16 protein-coding genes are annotated in these 17490 nt (G+C 73.0%); 10 read left to right on the top strand and 6 right to left on the bottom strand.

From position 1 onward, the window contains the following. Positions 1-91 precede the first annotated feature (91 nt). Positions 92-1426 (top strand): cytochrome P450, encoded by a 1335-nt coding sequence (locus ACIA77_RS06035; RefSeq protein WP_395884670.1) that lies wholly within the window; start codon positions 92-94, stop codon positions 1424-1426. Positions 1427-1537: 111 nt separating this feature from the next. Here the strand turns inward: ACIA77_RS06035 and ACIA77_RS06040 are convergent, their stop codons facing one another. Next, complete coding sequence (locus ACIA77_RS06040) at positions 1538-3496, bottom strand: hypothetical protein (protein WP_395884671.1); 1959 nt, start codon at positions 3494-3496, stop codon at positions 1538-1540. Then, entirely contained in the window at positions 3496-4893 is a 1398-nt protein-coding gene (locus tag ACIA77_RS06045; RefSeq protein ID WP_395884672.1) for an ATP-binding protein, read from the bottom strand. Before ACIA77_RS06045 ends, ACIA77_RS06040 begins: the two co-directional genes overlap by 1 nt. Before the next feature lie 100 nt (positions 4894-4993). Here ACIA77_RS06045 and ACIA77_RS06050 point away from each other — a divergent pair, with 100 nt between their 5' ends. Further along, a complete protein-coding gene (locus tag ACIA77_RS06050; RefSeq protein ID WP_395884673.1) occupies positions 4994-5791 on the top strand; it encodes a hypothetical protein in 798 nt (265 codons plus the stop codon). 58 nt (positions 5792-5849) lie between these two features. Here ACIA77_RS06050 and ACIA77_RS06055 read toward each other — a convergent pair whose 3' ends face one another. Next, complete coding sequence (locus ACIA77_RS06055) at positions 5850-6701, bottom strand: helix-turn-helix transcriptional regulator (protein ID WP_395884674.1); 852 nt, start codon at positions 6699-6701, stop codon at positions 5850-5852. A 101-nt stretch (positions 6702-6802) separates the two neighbouring features. On the opposite strand from ACIA77_RS06055, the gene ACIA77_RS06060 reads away from it, so the two are divergent. Continuing rightward, positions 6803-7726 (top strand): SDR family NAD(P)-dependent oxidoreductase, encoded by a 924-nt coding sequence (locus tag ACIA77_RS06060; protein ID WP_395884675.1) that lies wholly within the window; start codon positions 6803-6805, stop codon positions 7724-7726. 10 nt (positions 7727-7736) lie between these two features. Here the strand turns inward: ACIA77_RS06060 and ACIA77_RS06065 are convergent, their stop codons facing one another. After that, the gene (locus ACIA77_RS06065; RefSeq protein ID WP_395884676.1) at positions 7737-8780 is read right to left on the bottom strand and encodes a ferrochelatase; all 1044 of its coding nucleotides are present in this window, start codon (positions 8778-8780) and stop codon (positions 7737-7739) included. A gap of 85 nt (positions 8781-8865) precedes the next feature. On the opposite strand from ACIA77_RS06065, the gene ACIA77_RS06070 reads away from it, so the two are divergent. After that, positions 8866-9450 (top strand): TetR/AcrR family transcriptional regulator, encoded by a 585-nt coding sequence (locus ACIA77_RS06070; protein WP_395884677.1) that lies wholly within the window; start codon positions 8866-8868, stop codon positions 9448-9450. Between the two features lie 78 nt (positions 9451-9528). Then, complete coding sequence (locus ACIA77_RS06075) at positions 9529-10740, top strand: Cmx/CmrA family chloramphenicol efflux MFS transporter (protein ID WP_395884678.1); 1212 nt, start codon at positions 9529-9531, stop codon at positions 10738-10740. A gap of 58 nt (positions 10741-10798) precedes the next feature. Here ACIA77_RS06075 and fabI read toward each other — a convergent pair whose 3' ends face one another. Beyond that, entirely contained in the window at positions 10799-11566 is a 768-nt protein-coding gene (gene fabI / locus ACIA77_RS06080) for an enoyl-ACP reductase FabI (RefSeq protein WP_395884679.1), read from the bottom strand. A 44-nt stretch (positions 11567-11610) separates the two neighbouring features. Then, positions 11611-12315, bottom strand: a complete 705-nt coding sequence (gene fabG / locus ACIA77_RS06085) for a 3-oxoacyl-ACP reductase FabG (protein WP_395884680.1) — start codon at positions 12313-12315, stop codon at positions 11611-11613. Positions 12316-12685: 370 nt separating this feature from the next. On the opposite strand from fabG, the gene ACIA77_RS06090 reads away from it, so the two are divergent. Genes ACIA77_RS06090 through ACIA77_RS06110 form a run of 5 tightly spaced genes read left to right on the top strand, consistent with a single transcriptional unit; the run spans position 12686 to position 17484 of the window. Next, complete coding sequence (locus ACIA77_RS06090) at positions 12686-14011, top strand: MFS transporter (RefSeq protein ID WP_395884681.1); 1326 nt, start codon at positions 12686-12688, stop codon at positions 14009-14011. Positions 14012-14024: 13 nt separating this feature from the next. Beyond that, positions 14025-14690 carry a response regulator transcription factor gene (locus tag ACIA77_RS06095; protein ID WP_395884682.1) on the top strand — a complete coding sequence of 222 codons (666 nt, stop codon included), beginning with the start codon at positions 14025-14027 and terminating at the stop codon, positions 14688-14690. Between the two features lie 3 nt (positions 14691-14693). Then, the gene (locus ACIA77_RS06100) at positions 14694-16088 is read left to right on the top strand and encodes a sensor histidine kinase (RefSeq protein WP_395884683.1); all 1395 of its coding nucleotides are present in this window, start codon (positions 14694-14696) and stop codon (positions 16086-16088) included. Further along, a complete protein-coding gene (locus ACIA77_RS06105; RefSeq protein WP_395884684.1) occupies positions 16085-17026 on the top strand; it encodes a TAXI family TRAP transporter solute-binding subunit in 942 nt (313 codons plus the stop codon). Before ACIA77_RS06100 ends, ACIA77_RS06105 begins: the two co-directional genes overlap by 4 nt. A 53-nt stretch (positions 17027-17079) precedes the next feature. Further along, positions 17080-17484, top strand: a complete 405-nt coding sequence (locus ACIA77_RS06110) for an acyl-CoA thioesterase (protein ID WP_395884993.1) — start codon at positions 17080-17082, stop codon at positions 17482-17484. Positions 17485-17490 lie beyond the last annotated feature (6 nt).

The raw sequence follows: 17490 nt of genomic DNA on the forward strand, positions 1-17490 counted from the left end.
GGCGCGATCTCGCAGCGTGGTCACCTGGCGGTGTGGTGGACAAGGCGGGTTACGCGCGAGTAGGAACGTCCGGGTGGGTCTGCCTACTGTGATGAGAACCTCGTCCCCGCTCCCGCCTGGTCCGCACCTGCCCGTGCTCGCGCAGACGGTGCTGTTCGGCGCGTTCCGGCACAAGTTCCTCCCCCTGCTGCGCCGCCGCTACGGCGATCTGGTGCGGCTGCGGATCTACCCCGAGCGCAACGTGGTGCTGGTCGGCGACGTCGACCTGATCCGCGAGGTCTTCTCCGGGCCGGTGGAGACCTTCCACGCCGGCGAGGGCAACGTGGTGCTCAAGCCGATCATGGGTGAGCACTCGGTGCTGCTGACCGACGAGCAGGAGCACCTGCGCGCCCGCAAGCTGCTGATGCCCGCGTTCCACGGCGCCGCGCTGCGCGGCTACCGGGCCATGGTCACGGAGCTGACCAGGGCGGAGCTGGACAGCTGGCAGGTGGACCGCCCGTTCCGCGTGCACGAGCGCATGCAGGCGCTGACGCTGGAGATCATCCTGCGCGTGGTGTTCGGCGTCGGCGAGGGACCGCGGCTGGAAGAGCTGCGCAAGCTCCTGGGGCACGTCGTCGACGTGGGTGCGCTGGACATCTTCGGCTGGCACAGCCCGCTGCTGCAGAAGATCGGGCCGTGGCGGCGCAACCGCGAGATCGCCGTGCGGGTCGACGAGCTCATCCACGCGGAGATCACCGACCGCCGGAAGGTGCCCGATCTAGAGCACCGCACGGACGTGCTGTCGCGGTTGCTCACCGTGCCCGGCGACGACCCGCTGACCGACGCGGAGCTGCGCGACCAGCTCGTGACGCTGCTGCTCGCCGGCCACGAGACCACCGCGACGGCGCTCGCGTGGTCGCTGCACGAGCTCGCGCGCAACCCCGTCGCGGCCGCGGCCACCACGAAGGCGGCCGACGAGGGCGACGAGCGCTACCTCGAAGCCGTCGCCAAGGAAGCGATGCGGCTGCACCCGATCATCTCCGAGGTCGCGCGGCGGCTGACGAAGGACATCGAGCTGGGCGGCTACCGGATCCCGGCGGGGCACACGGTGCTGCCGTCGATCTCGATGGTCCAGGCCGACCCGGCGCACCACCCCTCCCCCGAGGTGTTCGACCCCGCGAGGTTCCTCGGCGGCGGCCCGGCCACCGGCACGTGGTTCCCGTTCGGCGGCGGCGTCCGCCGGTGCCTGGGCGCCGGCTTTTCGTTGCTGGAGGCCACGATCGTGCTCGAGGAGCTCTTCCGCCGCTACCGCGTGACGCCCGCCGCCCGCAAACCCGAACGCACGAAAACCCGCCACATCACCCTCGTCCCCGGCGACGGCGCACGCATCATCGCCCACAATCGTGAATTGCCTCGGCTTCGCCGAGGCGTGCGAGATCGCCTTTGAGCCGGTGTCGGGATGGAGCGGTCTGATCGGCCGGGGCCGATCGCACCGCTCCATCCCAACACCGGCGCGATCTCGCGCTGTGGTCACCTTCGAGGAAAGCCGCGGCGCAAGTTACCTCCTGCGCGTGCGGAGGTAGTCGCCGACGACGGCGGCACCCAGGCCGTCGACGTCCGGGGCGACCACCCGTCCGCCCGACCGGCGGGCGATGGTGTCCACGAACGCCTCCAGCCGCGGGTCGTCCCCGAGCCGGAACACCGTGACCGACGCGCCCGCCTTCGCGATCCGGTCCACTTCGGACAGTGTCTTGTAGATGGTCCGCGGGTCCGGCGGGTAGTCGAACACGGCTTCGCCGTCGGGTTCCAGGTGCGCCGTCGGCTCGCCGTCGGTCACCATCAGGACCACCGGCTGCGCGTCGGGGTGGCGGCGCAGGTGCTGGCCGGCCAGCAGCAGCGCGTGGTGGGCGTTCGTGCCCTGCTCCCACGTGCCCTCCAGGCCCACCAGCTCCGGCAGGTCCACCTTCATCGCGTAGCGGCCGAAGGTGATCAGCTGCAACGCGTCGTTGCGGAACCGCGTGGAGATCAGCTGGTGCAGCGCGAGCGCCGTGCGCTTCATCGGCAGCCAGCGGCCCTCCTGGATCATCGACCACGACGTGTCCACGAGCAGCGCCACCGCCGCCCGGGAGCGGTGCTCGGTTTCGACGACCTCCACGTCCTCGACGTCGAGCGTCACCGCCCGCGAGCCGACCGAGGTCGAGCGCAGCACGGCGTTGCGGACCGTCCGCGGCACGTCCCAGGGCTGCATGTCCCCGAACCGCCACGGCCGGCTCGACCCCGTCGGCTCACCCGCAGCGCCCGCCGACTCGGTCTCGCGCTCGCCCGTCTTGCCGCGCAGCGAGTTGACCACATCGGACAGCGCCGTCTCGCCCAGGCGCCGCAACGCCTTGGGCGACAACCGAAGTGATCCGTCGGCCGCGCGTTCGAACAGGCCTTGACGGCGCAGCTCACGCTCCAGTTCGGACAGTCGCTGCGCGTCCACGCCGGCGTCAGGCCCGAGCTGGAGCTGCAACGCCTCCAGGTCGATGTCCTCCAGCCGGGCGCCCGGGTAGGACTGGCCCAGCTGCTCGGCCAGGTTGTCCAGCTCCGCGAGGTCCTGCATCGCCTGTGCGCCCTCGCCCATACCGAGCGGGTCCTGGCCCCGGAAGCGCTCCGAACCCTGCCAGTCCTCGCCCGGCCGCAGCGCCTGCAGCTGCGCGTCCAGCGCGGACAGCTGCTGGGCGATGCGGGGATCGCCGAACGCCTGCTGCGTCAGCTCCATCAGCTCGGCGCGCTGCTCGGCGGACATCGAGTTCATCATCCGCTGCGCGGCCGCCGCCCGGGCGGCCAGCGCGTCGATCAGCTCGTCCACGTTCTGCGGGTTCTCCGGGAACAGCTCGCCGTGGCGGCGCATGAACTCGGCGAAGCGCTCGTCGATGTCGTCGGCTCCCTGCGCGTGCGCCTGCAGGAGCGCGTTGAGGTCCGAGAGCATCTGGTTGACGCGTTCGACGTCCTCGGGCCCGGCGTTCTGCAGCGCCTCCTTCATGCCCTGGAACCGCGCGTCGAGCGCCTCGCGGCCGAGCAGATCGCGGATCTGCTCGTACTTGTCGCGGGCTTCCGACGAGCGCCAGTCGTACTCGCTCAGCTCACGCACGGCCGCGGCCGTGCCCGGCGGCAGGGCGTCGAGCTGCGCCTCGCGGAAGCGCGCCTCGTCGTCCGGGTCCGGGAACAGCTCACGGCGCTCGGCGTCCAGTGCCTCGCTCAGCAGCTGCTGCACCTCCTGCAGCGTGCCGTCGAGGCGGTGGCGGCGCTGGATCTCCGAGCGGCGCTGCCACAGCCGCCGCGTCAGCTCATCCAGCCCCGCCGTGCGTTCGGTGCCGCGCCGCAGCAGCTCTTCGAGCGCCGAGCGCGGCGACGCACCACCCATCACGTCGCGGCCGATCTCGTCGAGCGCGTCGCGCAGGTCCGCGGGCGGTGCCAGCGGGTCCGGCCCGTCGTGCCACGGGCCGTACGAGTACCCCTCCGGGAGCAGCGGCATTACTGGCCGTACACCGTGGTGTGATCGTCGGAGTCCTTCGCCAGCCGGCGGGCCAGGTACAGCGACTCCAGCGCGAGTTCCACCGCGGCCGCGATGCGGCCCGCCGGCTCGTCGGAGGACACCCCGGCACGCTGGGCGACCTCGTGCAGCACCGGCAGCTCCGGCAGGGCGGCCAGCACGTCCTTGCCCGGCACCCGCTCGCCGGTGGCCACGAGGTGGCCGTCGGCGACGGCGTCGGACAGCGGACGCAGGTCCAGTCCAGCGAAGCGCTCTCGCGCGGTTTCGGCGATGGCCCGGCGCAGCAGGTGCACGAGGTGCTCGACCTCGCGGCCCTCCTCGCCCGGCTCGAATTCGATCTTGCCGCGCAGCACGGCGGGCACCGCGTCGAGGTCGACCGGCCGCGCCACGGCCGGCTCCTCTCCGGTGAGCGCCGCCCGGCGCAGCGCCGCCGCGGCGACGGTTTCGGCCGCGGCCACGGCGAAGCGCGCCGACACACCCGAACGCTGGTCGATCACCGGCGATTCGCGCAGGTTGCGCACGAACCGGGCCAGCACCTCCAGCAGCGGTTCGCCCACTTCCGCCACGAGGTCCGCTTCCTGGCGCACCACGGCGACCTCGGCCTCGACCTCGAGCGGGTAGTGGGTGCGGATCTCCGCGCCGAAGCGATCCTTCAGCGGCGTGATGATGCGCCCGCGGTTGGTGTAGTCCTCGGGGTTGGCGGTGGCGACGAGCAGCACGTCCAGCGGCAGCCGCAGCGTGTAGCCGCGGACCTGGATGTCGCGCTCCTCCATGACGTTGAGCAGCGCGACCTGGATGCGCTCGGCCAGGTCGGGCAGCTCGTTGATGGCCACGATGCCGCGGTGGGCGCGCGGCACGAGCCCGAAGTGGATCGTCTCGGGGTCGCCGAGGCTGCGGCCCTCGGCCACCTTCACCGGGTCGACGTCGCCGATGAGGTCACCGACGGACGTGTCCGGCGTCGCGAGCTTCTCGGTGTAGCGCTCGCTGCGGTGGCGCCAGGCCACCGGCAGGTCGTCGCCCAGCTCCGCCGCGCGGCGAAGGGAGGCAGGGGTGATCGGGGCGAGGGGGTGCTCGCCGAGTTCGGAACCCTCGATCACGGGGGTCCACTCGTCGAGCAGGCCGGCGAGCGTGCGCAGCAGGCGGGTTTTGCCCTGTCCTCGTTCACCGAGCAGGACGACGTCGTGGCCGGCGAGCAGCGCGCGCTCGAGCTGCGGCAGGACAGTGCGGGAGAAGCCGACGATGCCGGGCCACGCGTCGCGGCCCTCTTTCAGCGCGGCGAGCAGGTTGTCGTGGATCTCCTGCGCGATGGGACGCGGGGTGTACCCGGCGGCGCGAAGCTCGCCCGCGGTACGGGGAAGTGAGTCTGGAACAGCGGTCACCCCGACGACGCTACTTACCGTTGCGCCATCCGTCGACGTGGAGCGACTCCAGCGTGGGCGATCGTCCACGAAGTGTCGAGTACCGGTAAAATAGAGCGTCGTGTGCCGTCCCAGTGCGACCCTCGCCGTCTGGTCCTCCGCGTGGCTCAACGGAGCCGCGGCTTCCGACGATGTGCTCGACGCCCTCGCTGCCTGGGGCGAAGCCCACGACGTCGTCGCGGCCGACGCTCCCGCGGCCGAGGCCTTCGACCTGCCGCTCGCGTTCAACCGCGCGGCCACCCCCGTCCAGCTCCTCATGGCGCTGCGCGCGCAGGGGGCCAAGAGCGCCCAGCTCGTGCTCCCCGTACCGGGCGACGTCCGGGGCCTCGGTGGGCCCGGCCCGTTCGCGGAAGCGGCTTTGCGCTGCGGTGACGCGACGGTGCTGACCGAGCTCGGGTTCGGCCTCGTGCCCGAGCCGATCGCCGAAGGCCTGGTGCGCTGGACGGTGTACTCGCTGGCCTCGGCGACCCCGCTGGAGTACCAGCCGCTGGCCGACGCCGAACACGGGCTCACGGACGCGATCCGCTCGAGCGCCGGTGCGCTGCAGGCGCTCGACGTCGCCAGCGACCGCCCCGGCGTACGCGCGGAACTCTCGGCGCACCTGCGGTCGCGCCCGCAGGTCGAATGGCCGGCCGGCACACCCGCCCGGGCGCTGCGCGTGCTGCAGCGCGCGGAGGAGATCTCGGCGATCCTCGCCATCGCGCAGACCGACGACCCGGGCGGCGCCCTGTCCGCTTCGGCCGTTTCCCGTCGGGCGGAAGCGTTGCGGCCGCTGTCGGACGCCGTCCGCACGGCCCGGACCGCGGCGGTCAACGAAGCGGTGCGGGTGTTCGCGGAGCAGGCCGACCGGCAGCCGTGAGCGGTTCAGCTCACCGCGAACAGCCCGCGGGCTCAGCTGTGAGCGAACGCCGACCGCGTCAGTCGCGGTGGCTGCGGGTGGCCCGGCGTTCGCCGGTCTCGTCCGGTGCGCTGAGCATCGCGAGCAGCTGCAGCCGTTCTTCGGATTCCGAGCCGGGCTCGGCGTGGTAGGTGATCAGCGTCTGCTCGGTGCCGGGCAGCACGAGCTTTTCGTAGTGCAGCTCGAGCCGGCCGGCCTGTGGGTGGTCGAACCGCGTGGTGCCCGTGCTCTTGCGCCTCACGTCCTGGCGCGCCCACAGGGTGCTGAATCGTTCGCTGCGCAGGGTCAGCTCGCCCAGGAGCTCGACCAGCCGCGGGTCCTCGGCGTCCGCACCGACGATCGCGCGCAGGTACGGGACCACCCGCGCGGTCATGTCCTCCCAGTCCTCGTACAGCTCCCGCATCTCCGGTTCGAGGAACGCCGCCAGGAGGCTGTTGTGCCCCGGCGCGTTGAACGGCGACAAGGCCACGGCGAGCCGGTTGGCCGCGAGCACGTCGAGGTACCGGCCGTGCACGTAGGCCGGGGTGAGCGGCCAGCTGTCGATGAGGGTGCGGATGCCCTGGCTCGCCTGCTCCGGCCGGGGCGCACGGCGGCGGCGCGCCGGCGGGTTCGCCAGCTGCAGCAGGTACCGGGTGGCGTCCTCGTCGAGGCGCAGCGCCCGCGCGATGCCCAGCAGCACCTGCTCGGACGGGTGCCGGTCGCGGCCTTGTTCGAGGCGCACGTAGTAGTCGGCGCTCACGCCGGCGAGGAACGCGACCTCTTCCCGGCGCAGCCCGGGCACGCGGCGGTGGCCGTGGCCGGGCAGGCCGGCCTCCGCCGGGGTGAGGCGCTGCCGCCGGGTCCGCAGGTAGTCACCGAGCGCGTTCGTCACCCCGCGAGTCTAGGTGCGGTTCGCCGGATCTGGGTGGCCCTGCGGGCCCTGGTGTCGGGCGATCCTGCCTGGTCCGCACGTTCGTGCGCACGCTGGAAGGCATGAGTGAACTTCTGAAGACGCCCTACGGACGCACGACGACCGCGGCCGAAGTCACCGACGGTGTCGACCTCGCCGGGCGACGGGCGGTGGTGACCGGGGCCGGTTCGGGGCTCGGGATCGAAACGGCTCGCGCACTGGCGGCCGCCGGCGCCGAGGTGACGCTGGCGGTGCGGCGGCCCGGCGCCGGGCAGCGGATCGCAGCCGAACTGCGCAGTGGGACCGGCAACGACGCGATCCACGTCGCCCGGCTGGACCTCGCCGACCTGGACTCCGTGCACGCGTTCGCCCACGGCTGGCGCGGGCCGCTGCACATCCTCGTCGGCAACGCCGGGATCATGGCGCTGCCTGAACTCCAACGCGGAACGGGTGGTCAGGAACAGCAGTTCGCCACAAACTACCTCGGTCACTTCGCGCTTGCCCTCGGCTTGCACGACGCGCTCGCGCGAGCCGGTTCGGCCCGCGTGGTGTCGGTGTCGTCGAGCGGTCACCTGTTCTCCCCCGTGGTGTTCGACGACCTCGCGTTCCGGTTCCGGCCCTACGACCCGCTCGCCGCCTACGGGCAGTCGAAGACGGCGCAGGTGCTGTTCGCCGTCGAAGCGGACCGCCGGTGGGCGGCCGACGGGATCCGCGTGAACGCGCTGCACCCCGGCGCCATCGCGACCAACCTGCAGAAGCACACGGGCGGGCTGAAAACGCCCGAGCCGTACCGGAAAACGGTGGAGCAGGGCGCCGCGACGTCGGTGTTCCTCGCCGCGTCGCCGCTCGCGGACGGGGTGGGCGGCCGGTACTTCGAGGACGTGGCCGAGGCCCCGGTGGTGACCGAACGGCCCGCCGGGTTCGGCGTGCCGGGAGTCGCGGCCTACGCCCTGGATCCGGACAACGCGGCGCGGCTCTGGGCCGTGGCCACGGATCTGCTGCGCTGAGCCCGCACCGTCAGCGTGCGGGCCGCTTCGCCGATTCGCAGCAGCCGACGGCGCACGGCTCGCCGTTGACGGTGCACCCAGCGGCCGGGAACGGCGACAGTTTGCGCGCCGGCGCGCCGGAAACGTGTTCGCGCACCAGTTCCACCACCAGTTCGGCGAAGCGCGGGTCGACGTCCGGCGTCGCCGCGCGGGCGAAGGCCATCCCGTGTTCGGCGGCGCGCTCGGCGGCTTCGTTGTCGAGGTCCCAGATCACCTCGAGGTGGTCGGACACGAAGCCGATGGGGCTCACCACCACGGACTTCACCCCGGCCTCGTGCAGCGCGTCGAGGTGGTCGACGATGTCGGGCTCGAGCCACGGCACCTGCGGCGGCCCGGACCGCGACTGCCACACCACGTCGTACTCCGCGATGCCCGCCTCGGCGGCCACGAGCCGGGCGGCTTCGGCGATCTGGCGGGAGTAGCGGCGGCCGCCCTCTTCCGGTGGGCCGGCGGCGACGTCGGCGCTCACGGGTACGGAGTGCGCGGTGAACACCGTGCGCGTGTCCGGCCGGTCGCCGAGGCGGCTGTGGGCGGCGCGCACGGCGTCGGCGATCGCGGAGACGAACAGCGGGTGGTCGAAGAACTGGCGCAGCTTCACGATTTCCGGCGCGCCGGGCCCGACGGCGGCGCGGGCGCGCTCGATGTCCTCGTCGTACTGGCGGCACGCGGAGTAGCCGCCGTAGGCGCTGGTGGGGAACGCCAGCACCCGCTGCACGCCGTCGGCCTTCATCCGCGCGACGGTGTCTTCGACCATGGGCTGCCAATTGCGGTTGCCGAAGTACACCGGCAAGTCGAGCCGTTCGGCCGCGAACTGCTTCTCGACCGCCGCGATGGCCGCCCGGTTGAGCCGGTTGATCGGTGACACCCCGCCGAAGTGCTGGTAGTGCTCGGCGACCTCGAGCAGCCGCTCGCGCGGCACCCCCCGGCCCCGGGTGACGTTCTCCAGGAACGGCATCACCTCGTCGGGCCCCTCCGGACCGCCGAACGAAAGCCATAACAACGCGTCGTAACCCACGGTGTCATCTTGCCCCTGTGGCGGCGCGCACGGCGGATCGGGCTCATTGTGTACTGATCTATCCAAAACCTGGTACGGTGACGGCATGCCCAGGCCACGCGAGTTCGACGAGACCCAAGCGCTCGAAGGTGCCATGAACGCCTTCTGGGCCCGCGGGTACGAAGCCACCTCGACGCAGGACCTGTGCGCTGCGACCGGACTCGGCCGCAGCAGTGTGTACAACACCTTCACCAGCAAGGAAATCCTGTTCCGCCGCGCACTCGAGCACTACGTCGAGCGGGGCGTCCAGGCGCGGGCGGCCGTAGTGGCGCAGGCCGAGGACGGCCTCGACGGGATCCGCCGGCTGCTCGCCTCCGTGATCGACGACGAGCTCACGAACGGGCGCCGCGGCTGCCTGATCGTGAACACCGTCGCCGAGTTCGGCACCGCCGACGCCGAGATCCGGGCGAGGGTCGACGCCGACACCGCCGCGCACCTTGCGTCGCTCACCGACTGCGCCCGCCTCGGCCAGGCCGACGGCAGCATCACCCGCGACCGGGATCCGCGTGACATCGCGGAGTTCGTGCACAGCACCGTGAGCGGGCTGCGGCTGATGTCCCGCCGCGGCGCGCTGCGCCCGGCGATGACGGCGGTGGCCGACATCGCCGTCGCCGCGCTCGCCCGCCGCTGACCCCACCAACACCCGCCATCACCGTCGATGTGTCACGGGCTGATTGTGTACTGATCTATCCAAAAGGAGTGACGCACCGTGCCCCTGGCCGTCTTCGTGCTCGGGCTCAGCATCTTCGCCCTCGGCACCTCGGAGTTCATGATCACCGGCCTGCTGCCCGGGATGGCGGCCGACCTCGGCGTCAGCATCCCCGACGCCGGCCTGCTCATCTCGGCGTTCGCCGTCGGCATGGTCGTCGGCGCGCCGCTGCTGGCCGTCGGCACCCTCAAGCTCCCCCGCCGCACGACCCTGCTCGCGCTGCTCGTGGTGTTCGCCGGCTCGCACGTCGCCGGTGCACTGGCCCCCGGCTACGGCCTGCTGTTCGCGACGCGCGTCGTGAGCGCGCTCGCTTGCGCCGGGTTCTGGGCCGTGGCGGCGGCGACCACCGTCTCGCTGGTGCCCGCCGCGCGCCGCGGGCGCGCGCTCGCCGTACTGGTCGGCGGGCTGACCGTGGCGAACATCGCCGGCGTCCCCGCCGGCACGTTCCTCGGCCAGCACGCGGGCTGGCGCACGGCGTTCTGGGCGGTGGCCGCGCTGACCGTGCTCGCGGTGGCCGGGGTCCTCGCGTTCGTGCCGCGCACCGGAACCGGCACAGGGGATTCGCCGGCTCTGCGGGTGCGGACCGAGCTGCGGGTGTTCCGCAGCGGCCGGTTCTGGCTGGCGCTCGGCGTGATCGCGCTGACGCAGGCCATGGTGTTCGCGGCGTTCAGCTACCTCGCCCCGCTGCTCACGACGACCGACGGTGTGAACTCGTCGTGGGTCCCGCTCGTGCTGGTGCTCTTCGGCGCCGGCGCGCTGGTCGGCATCCTCGCGGGCGGTAGGTTCGCCGACGCCCACCCGTTCGCGACGCTGTACGGCAGCCTCGGCCTCGCGGTCGCCGCCCTCGTCACCCTGGCGCTCACCTCGCACGCGACGGTGGCCGTGGTCGCGGTCCTCGTGCTGGGCGCCGCGGCGTTCGCGGCGAACCCGGCGCTGAACGTCCGCGCGTACACGGTCGCCGGCGGGTCCTCCCCGCTGGTCGGCGCCAGCACGACCTCGGGCTTCAACGTCGGCAACACCGCCGGGCCGTGGCTGGGCGGCGTCGCGCTCAACGCGGGCCTCGGGTTCCCGAGCGTCGCCTGGGTGGGAGCGGTGCTCGGCGGGCTGGCACTGGCCGCCGTCACCTTCGCCCTGCGCCTGCAGCGCTCCGACGACGCCCGCGCCGCCGTCCGCGGTTCGGCGCGCTCCCCCGAAACGGCCGCGGCGCGCTAGCGCGAACGGCGAACGGCTCCCGCGAAACCGCACGCGGGAGCCGTTCGCCGGGAAGAGCTCAGATACCGAGAGCGTGCACGCCGCCGTCGACCATGATCATCGAGCCGGTGGTGGCGGGGAGCCAGTCCGACAGCGCGACGCAGACGGTCTTGGCCGTCGGGTCCGGATCGGAGCTGTCCCAGCCGAGCGGGGCGCGGTCGTTCCAGCCGTCCTCGAGCTCGTTGAAGCCCGGGATCGACTTCGCGGCCATGGTCTTCATCGGGCCGGCGCTGACGAGGTTCACGCGGATGCCACGCGGGCCGAGTTCACGCGCGAGGTAGCGGTTCACCGACTCCAGCGCCGCCTTCGCGACACCCATCCAGTTGTAGGCCGGCCACGCCACGCGCGCGTCGAAGTCCATGCCGACGATCGACGAGCCGGGCGTGAGCAGCGGCAGGGTCGCGACGGCGAGCGACTTGAACGAGAACGCCGACACGTCCACGGCGACCTTCACGTCGTCGCTCGGCGCGTCCAGGAACGGCGCGCCGAGGCAAGTCTGCGGCGCGAAGCCGATCGAGTGCAGCACCCCGTCGAGGCCGTCCACGTGCTCGCGCACGCGGTCGGCGAGCGAGTCGAGGTGCTCGGAGTTGGTCACGTCGAGCTCGAGCACCGGCGCCGGCTCCGGCAGGCGCTTCGCGATGGTCTTCACCAGCGACAGCCGGCCGAAACCGGTGAGCACGACCTGCGCGCCCTCCTGCTGCGCGATCTTGGCCGCGTGGAACGCGAGCGAGGCGTCGGTGATGACACCGGTGATCAGCAGCCGCTTGCCTTCGAGCAGTCCGGGCAACGGGTCCTCCAGTCCAGTTCGTGGGAGTTCGGGAAGGGGGAAGGTCAGTGGCCGAGGCCGAGGCCGCCGTCGACGGGCAGCACGGCGCCGTTGACGTAGCCGGCCTCGTCGGAGGCGAGGTACCGCACGGCCGCGGCGATCTCCGCGGGCTCCGCGTAACGGCCGACCGGCACGTTCGCGAGGATCTCCTTCTTGCGGTCCTCGCCGAGCGCGTCGGTCATGTCGGTGCGCACGAAGCCGGGCGCGATCACGTTCGAGGTGATGTTGCGCGAGCCGAGCTCCCGCGCGAGGGAACGCGCGAAGCCGACGAGGCCGGCCTTCGACGCGGCGTAGTTCGCCTGGCCGGCCGAGCCCGACAGGCCGACCACCGACGAGATGAAGATGAACCGGCCCCAGCGGCCGCGCAGCATCCCGCGCGACGCGCGCTTGGCGACGCGAAACGCGCCGGTGAGGTTCGCGTTCACCACGCGCTCGAACTGCTCCTCGCTCATGCGCATCAGCAGCGTGTCGTCGGTCAGTCCGGCGTTGGAGACGAGCACCTCGACCGGCCCCTGGTGCTCCTCGACCAGCTTGAACGCGGCGTCGATCTGCTCGTTGTCGGTGACGTCGGCCTCGACCCCGAAGAGCCCCTCCGGCGCGCCGGAACCGCGGTGGGTCACCGCCACCTGGTGGCCCTGCTCGGCGAGGTCGCGGGCGATCGCCAGACCGATGCCCCGGTTGCCGCCGGTGACCAAGACCGACCGTCCCACTGCACGTCTCCCTCTGCTCGGTGTCACGGGGGCCGAACCCGTGCCGGGTTCGTGCCGGGACGAGGCTATCGGCCGCGCGCCGCGCCGCCGCACCCGGCGCCGCCTCGGCGCACGGGCGGGCGCCGCGCCCGCTGGGGAATCTAGGGCCAGACGCGCCGGGTCGTTTGCGCAGACCAGAGGGTTCCTACAAACCGGGGTCGGGCCCGGCGTGCGAACCGAACAAAACGTGATCAGGATCGCCGGGCGCGGCCCGCGTCCGGATGGCGCAACGGGCGGGGCGAGTGCCCTAAGCGGAAGTTAGGAACCGCGCCGCGACCTTGCCGCGCGCGAACGGGATGGTCACCGTCAGTCGCGACACAGGAGGTCAAGGATGACTACCCGGATCCCCACCACGGCCCGCGAGGGCGAACGGCGGGTCGTCGGCAACGTGCTGCGCGGCTCGATCGGCAACCTCGTCGAGTGGTACGACTGGTACGCCTACTCGGCGTTCACCACCTACTTCGCCAAGGCGTTCTTCCCCGGCGGCGACGCGACCGCCCAGTTCCTCAACACCGCGGCCGTGTTCGCCGTGGGGTTCCTCATGCGCCCGCTCGGCGGGTGGCTGCTGGGCCGGTTCGCCGACCGCTTCGGCCGGCGTTCGGCGCTGGTGCTGTCGGTCTCGATGATGGCGTTCGGCTCGCTGCTCATCGCCGCGACGCCCGGCTACGCGTCGATCGGCGTCGCCGCGCCGATCCTGCTGGTGCTCGCCCGGCTGCTGCAGGGCCTGTCGGTGGGCGGCGAGTACTCGACCTCGGCGACGTATCTGTCCGAAGTGGCCACTCCCGGCAAGCGCGGGTTCTACTCCAGCTTCCAGTACGTGACGCTGGTCGGCGGGCAGCTGCTCGCGCTCGGATTGCAGCTGATCCTGCAGAGCGTGCTCACCGACGCGCAGATGGGCGATTGGGGCTGGCGCATCGCGTTCGTCGTCGGCGCGATCGCGGCGGTGCTGGTGATGGCGCTGCGGCGCACGATGGACGAATCGGCCAGCTATCAGCGCGTCGCGGCCGAGAGCGGGCCCGGGCGCCAGGCCGGTGAACGCGGCACGCTGCGCACGCTCGTCAAGTACCCCAAGGAGATCGCGCTCGTCGTCGGCCTCACGCTCGGCGGCACCGTCGCGTTCTACACCTACGCGACCTACACGCAGAAGTTCCTCGAGAACACCGCCGGCATCCCGCGGCGCACCGTCACGTGGATCCTGTTCATCGCGCTGCTCCTGTTCGCGATCCTGCAGCCGCTCGCCGGGCGGCTGTCCGACCGCATCGGGCGCCGGAAGCTGCTGCTGTTCTTCGGCATCGCCGGCACCGTGCTCACCGTGCCGATCATGACCACGATGGCGCACACCAGGCAGCCGGTGCTGGCCTTCTTGCTGTTGCTCGGCGCGCTCGTGATCGTCACCGGCTACACGTCGATCAACGCGATCGTGAAGGCCGAGCTGTTCCCCACCCGCATCCGCGCGCTCGGTGTCGGGCTGCCCTACGCGCTGACCGTCGCGATCTTCGGCGGCACGGCGGAACTCATCGCGCAGGCGCTGAAGAAGGCGGGGCACGAATCGCTGTTCTTCTGGTACGTCGCGGGCTGCATCCTCGTCTCCCTCGTCGTGTACGGGACAATGCGCGAAACGTCGCGTTCGTCCGCACTGGAGCGGGACGAGGACTGAACGGAGGACGGCCGTGCGCGTACTGCTCGTGGAGGACGACACCGGGGTCGCCGGTGCGCTCGCCGAGACGCTGCACGCGCGCGGCCACGCCGTGACCAGCGTCGGCCGCGGTGCCGACGCACTGCACCGCCACCGCGACGCCGATCTCCTGCTGCTCGACCTCGGGTTGCCGGACCTCGACGGGCTCGACGTGCTCCGCAAGATCCGGCAGGTCTCGCCGGTGCCGGTGATCGTGCTGACCGCGCGCGGCGACGAGCGCTCGGTCGTGCGCGGGCTGCGGCTCGGCGCCGACGACTACCTCACGAAACCCGTGCGGCTCGCGGAGCTGCTGGCGCGCATGGACGCCGTCGTGCGGCGCGCGGGGGCCCGCGGCGCGCCGGCCGCGGACGCGGTGGTGCGTCTCGAAGACGTCGAGATCGACCTCGGCGCCCGGCGGGTTCTCGTGGCGGGCCACGACATCGGGCTCACCACCAAGGAGTTCGCCGTCCTGGCGGTGCTCGCCGCGCGCCCGGGCACCGCGGTGAGCCGCCAGCAGCTGATGGACCAGGTGTGGGGCGACGCGTACCTCGCCGTGTCGCGGTCGCTGGACGTCCACATGACCCAGCTGCGCGCGAAACTCGACCGGCCCGGCCTGCTCACCACGATCCGCGGCTTCGGCTACCGGCTGGGCCGGGACTGACCGGTGCGCACCCGCCTTCTGGTCGTGCTCGTCGCGCTCGCGCTGCTCGTGGTGGCCGCGTTCGCCGTGCCGCTGCTGTCGGCCACGGCGGAGCAGCGCACGCAGCAGCTGGTGATCTCGCGCAGCGGCGACGTCGACCGGTTCGTGGTGCTCGCCCAGCAGGCGGTGGATTCGCACGATCCGGCGGCGCTCACCGCGGAAGCGCAGCGGTACTCGGCGCTCTACGGCGAAGCCGTGGTGGTCGTCGATGCCCAGCGCGCGCCGGTGGTCCAGACCGGCGGACTGACCGCCGGAGCGCCGGACGTGCGCGCGCTCGTGGAGGCCACGATGCGCAACGAACCGGCGCCACGCGTCGAGCCGGTGAGCCCGTGGTCGGCCGGACCGGTGCTGTTCGCCCGGCCGGTCGGCTCGGGTACGCGTGTGTCCGGGGTGGTGGTGCTGCGCGCGTCCGTGGCCGCGGCGGCGGCCGACGTCGCCGCCCGCTGGGGCGCGATCGCGGCCGGCGCGCTGCTCGTCGCCGTGGTGTTCGTCCTGCTGGCCGTGCTGCTGGCGCGCTGGATGGTGCGGCCGTTGCTGGACCTGGAGACGGGGGTGCTCGCCGTGGCGGGCGGGCACCGCGCGCAGGTGCCGGAGAGTTCCGGGCCGGGCGAGCTGCGCTCGCTCGCGGCGTCGGTCAACCGGATGTCCGACGCCGTCGCCGAGGCGGCCGATCAGCAGCACCGGCTCGTCGCCGACACGTCGCACCAGCTGCGCAACCCGATGGCGGCGCTGCGCCTGCGCGTCGACGCCCTCGGCGCCGACGTCCGGGACCAGGCCGCCTACCGGGCGACGGTCGCCGAGGTCGAACGCCTGGAACGGATCCTCGACGGCCTGCTCGCCCTCGCGACCGCCGAGAGCACCACGACCCGGATCGCCGCGGGTGCCGGCGGTGACCCCGGCGAGCCGGCGGACCTCGCCGCCGTGATCGCCGAACGCGTCGACGCGTGGCGCCCGGCCGCCGACGACGCCGGCGCCACGCTGCTCCCCTGCCCCGGCCACGACGAACCCGTCCTGGTCGCCGCACCCGAGGGCGAGCTCGCGCAGATCCTCGACGTGCTGCTGGACAACGCCGTGCACCACGCCGGGCGCGGCTCGACCATCTCGGCGAGTTGGGAGGCCGCCAACGGCACCGCGGCGCTGGTGGTGACCGACGACGGCCCCGGCCTGCCCGCCGCGGACCTCACCCGCGCCACGGAACGCTTCTGGCGCGCCGGCGGCGACGGTGCGCCCCGCGGGACCGGGCTCGGTCTCGCCATCGCGCGGGAACAGGCCCGCGCCCGGAGTGGCGTGCTCGAACTCCGCGCCGCGGTCCCGCACGGGCTCGAGGCGCGCGTGACCCTGCCGGCGGTGGCCCTGTGACCGTCACGCGCCGCACGGCGCTGCTCGGCGGGCTCGCCTTCGCGGTCTCCGGCTGCGCGCCGGGGTACCGCGGTCCCGACCGGTCCGTGACGATCGCCGCCGGTGAGCAGGGCGGCTTCTACCTCGCGTTCGCCGAGGTCCTCGCGGCCGAGCTGAACCGCGCGGAGCCGCGGCTGCACTGCGCGGCCGTGCCGACCGAGGCGAGCGTCGCGAACGTCGAGCGGGTGCGCGACGGGAAAGCCGACCTCGGGCTCGTGCTCGCCGACGTCGCGCAGTCCGCGCTGGCGGGCCGGCCGCCGTTCCCCGCGCCGGTGCCGCTGCGGGCGCTGGGCCGGGTGTACGAGAACTACCTGCAGCTCGTGGTCCGCGCGGACGACGGTGTCACGGACCTGCGCGCCCTGGCGGGCCGGCCGGTGTCGGTCGGCGCGGGCGGGTCGGGTGCGGCGCAGCTGGGCGACCGCCTGTTCGCCGCGGCCGGGGTCGCCGTCGAGGCGCGGCACCTGCCGCTCGCCGAAGCGATCGCGGCGCTGGCGGCGCGCCGCATCGACGCGCTGCTGTGGTCCGGCGGCCTGCCGACGCCGGCGCTGGCGGAGCTCAACCGCACGACCCCGCTCGCGCTGCTGCCGCTCGCGTCGGTGATCCCTCGGCTGCGCGCCGAACACGGCCCCGTCTACGAACAGGTGCAGGTCCCGGCGGGCGCCTACCCGGGCGTCGGCGCACCGGCCACGATCGGGGTCGCCAACCTGCTCGTGTGCGCGCCCGCGCTGCCGCCGGACGTCGCCGCCGCGGTGGTGCGCGTGCTGGCGGGGCGCGCGGCGGATCTCGTGCCCGCGCAGGCGGTCGGCACGCAGTTCCTCGACGTGCGCACGCTCATCGGCACCCAGCCCGTCCCGCTGCACCCGGGCGCGGCCGACACCTACCGGGCGCTCCACGGCTGAACCGCCCTCGCTAGATTGGACGGGTGAACCCGTCCCGCCGCCCGCTCGTCGAGATGCCGCTGCGCGTGCGCTACCACGAGTGCGACGGCCAGGGGATCGTCTTCAACGCCCACTACCTCGCGTACGTGGACATGGCCTCGTTCGAGGTGGAGAAGTCGCTGTTCGGCTCGCACGACGCGTTCCTCGCCACGGGGGTCGACGTGGTGGTCGCCGAGTCGAACCTGCGCTACCGCGCGCCTTGCCGCTACGACGACGACCTCGTGGTCGCGGCGTACCTGGCGCACCTCGGGACCACGTCGATGGCCTACGAGTTCGAGATCCGCCGCGACGGCCTGATCACCACCGAGGTCCGGGTGCGCTACGTCTTCGTCGACCCGGCCACCCTGCGCAAGACCAAGCCGCCCGCCTCGGTGCGCGAGGCCTACGCGGCCCACCTGCCCGCCCCCACCGCGTCCTGAGGTCCT

The sequence above is a fragment of the Amycolatopsis sp. NPDC051903 genome (genome assembly GCF_044452505.1).
GTDB lineage: Bacteria > Actinomycetota > Actinomycetes > Mycobacteriales > Pseudonocardiaceae > Amycolatopsis.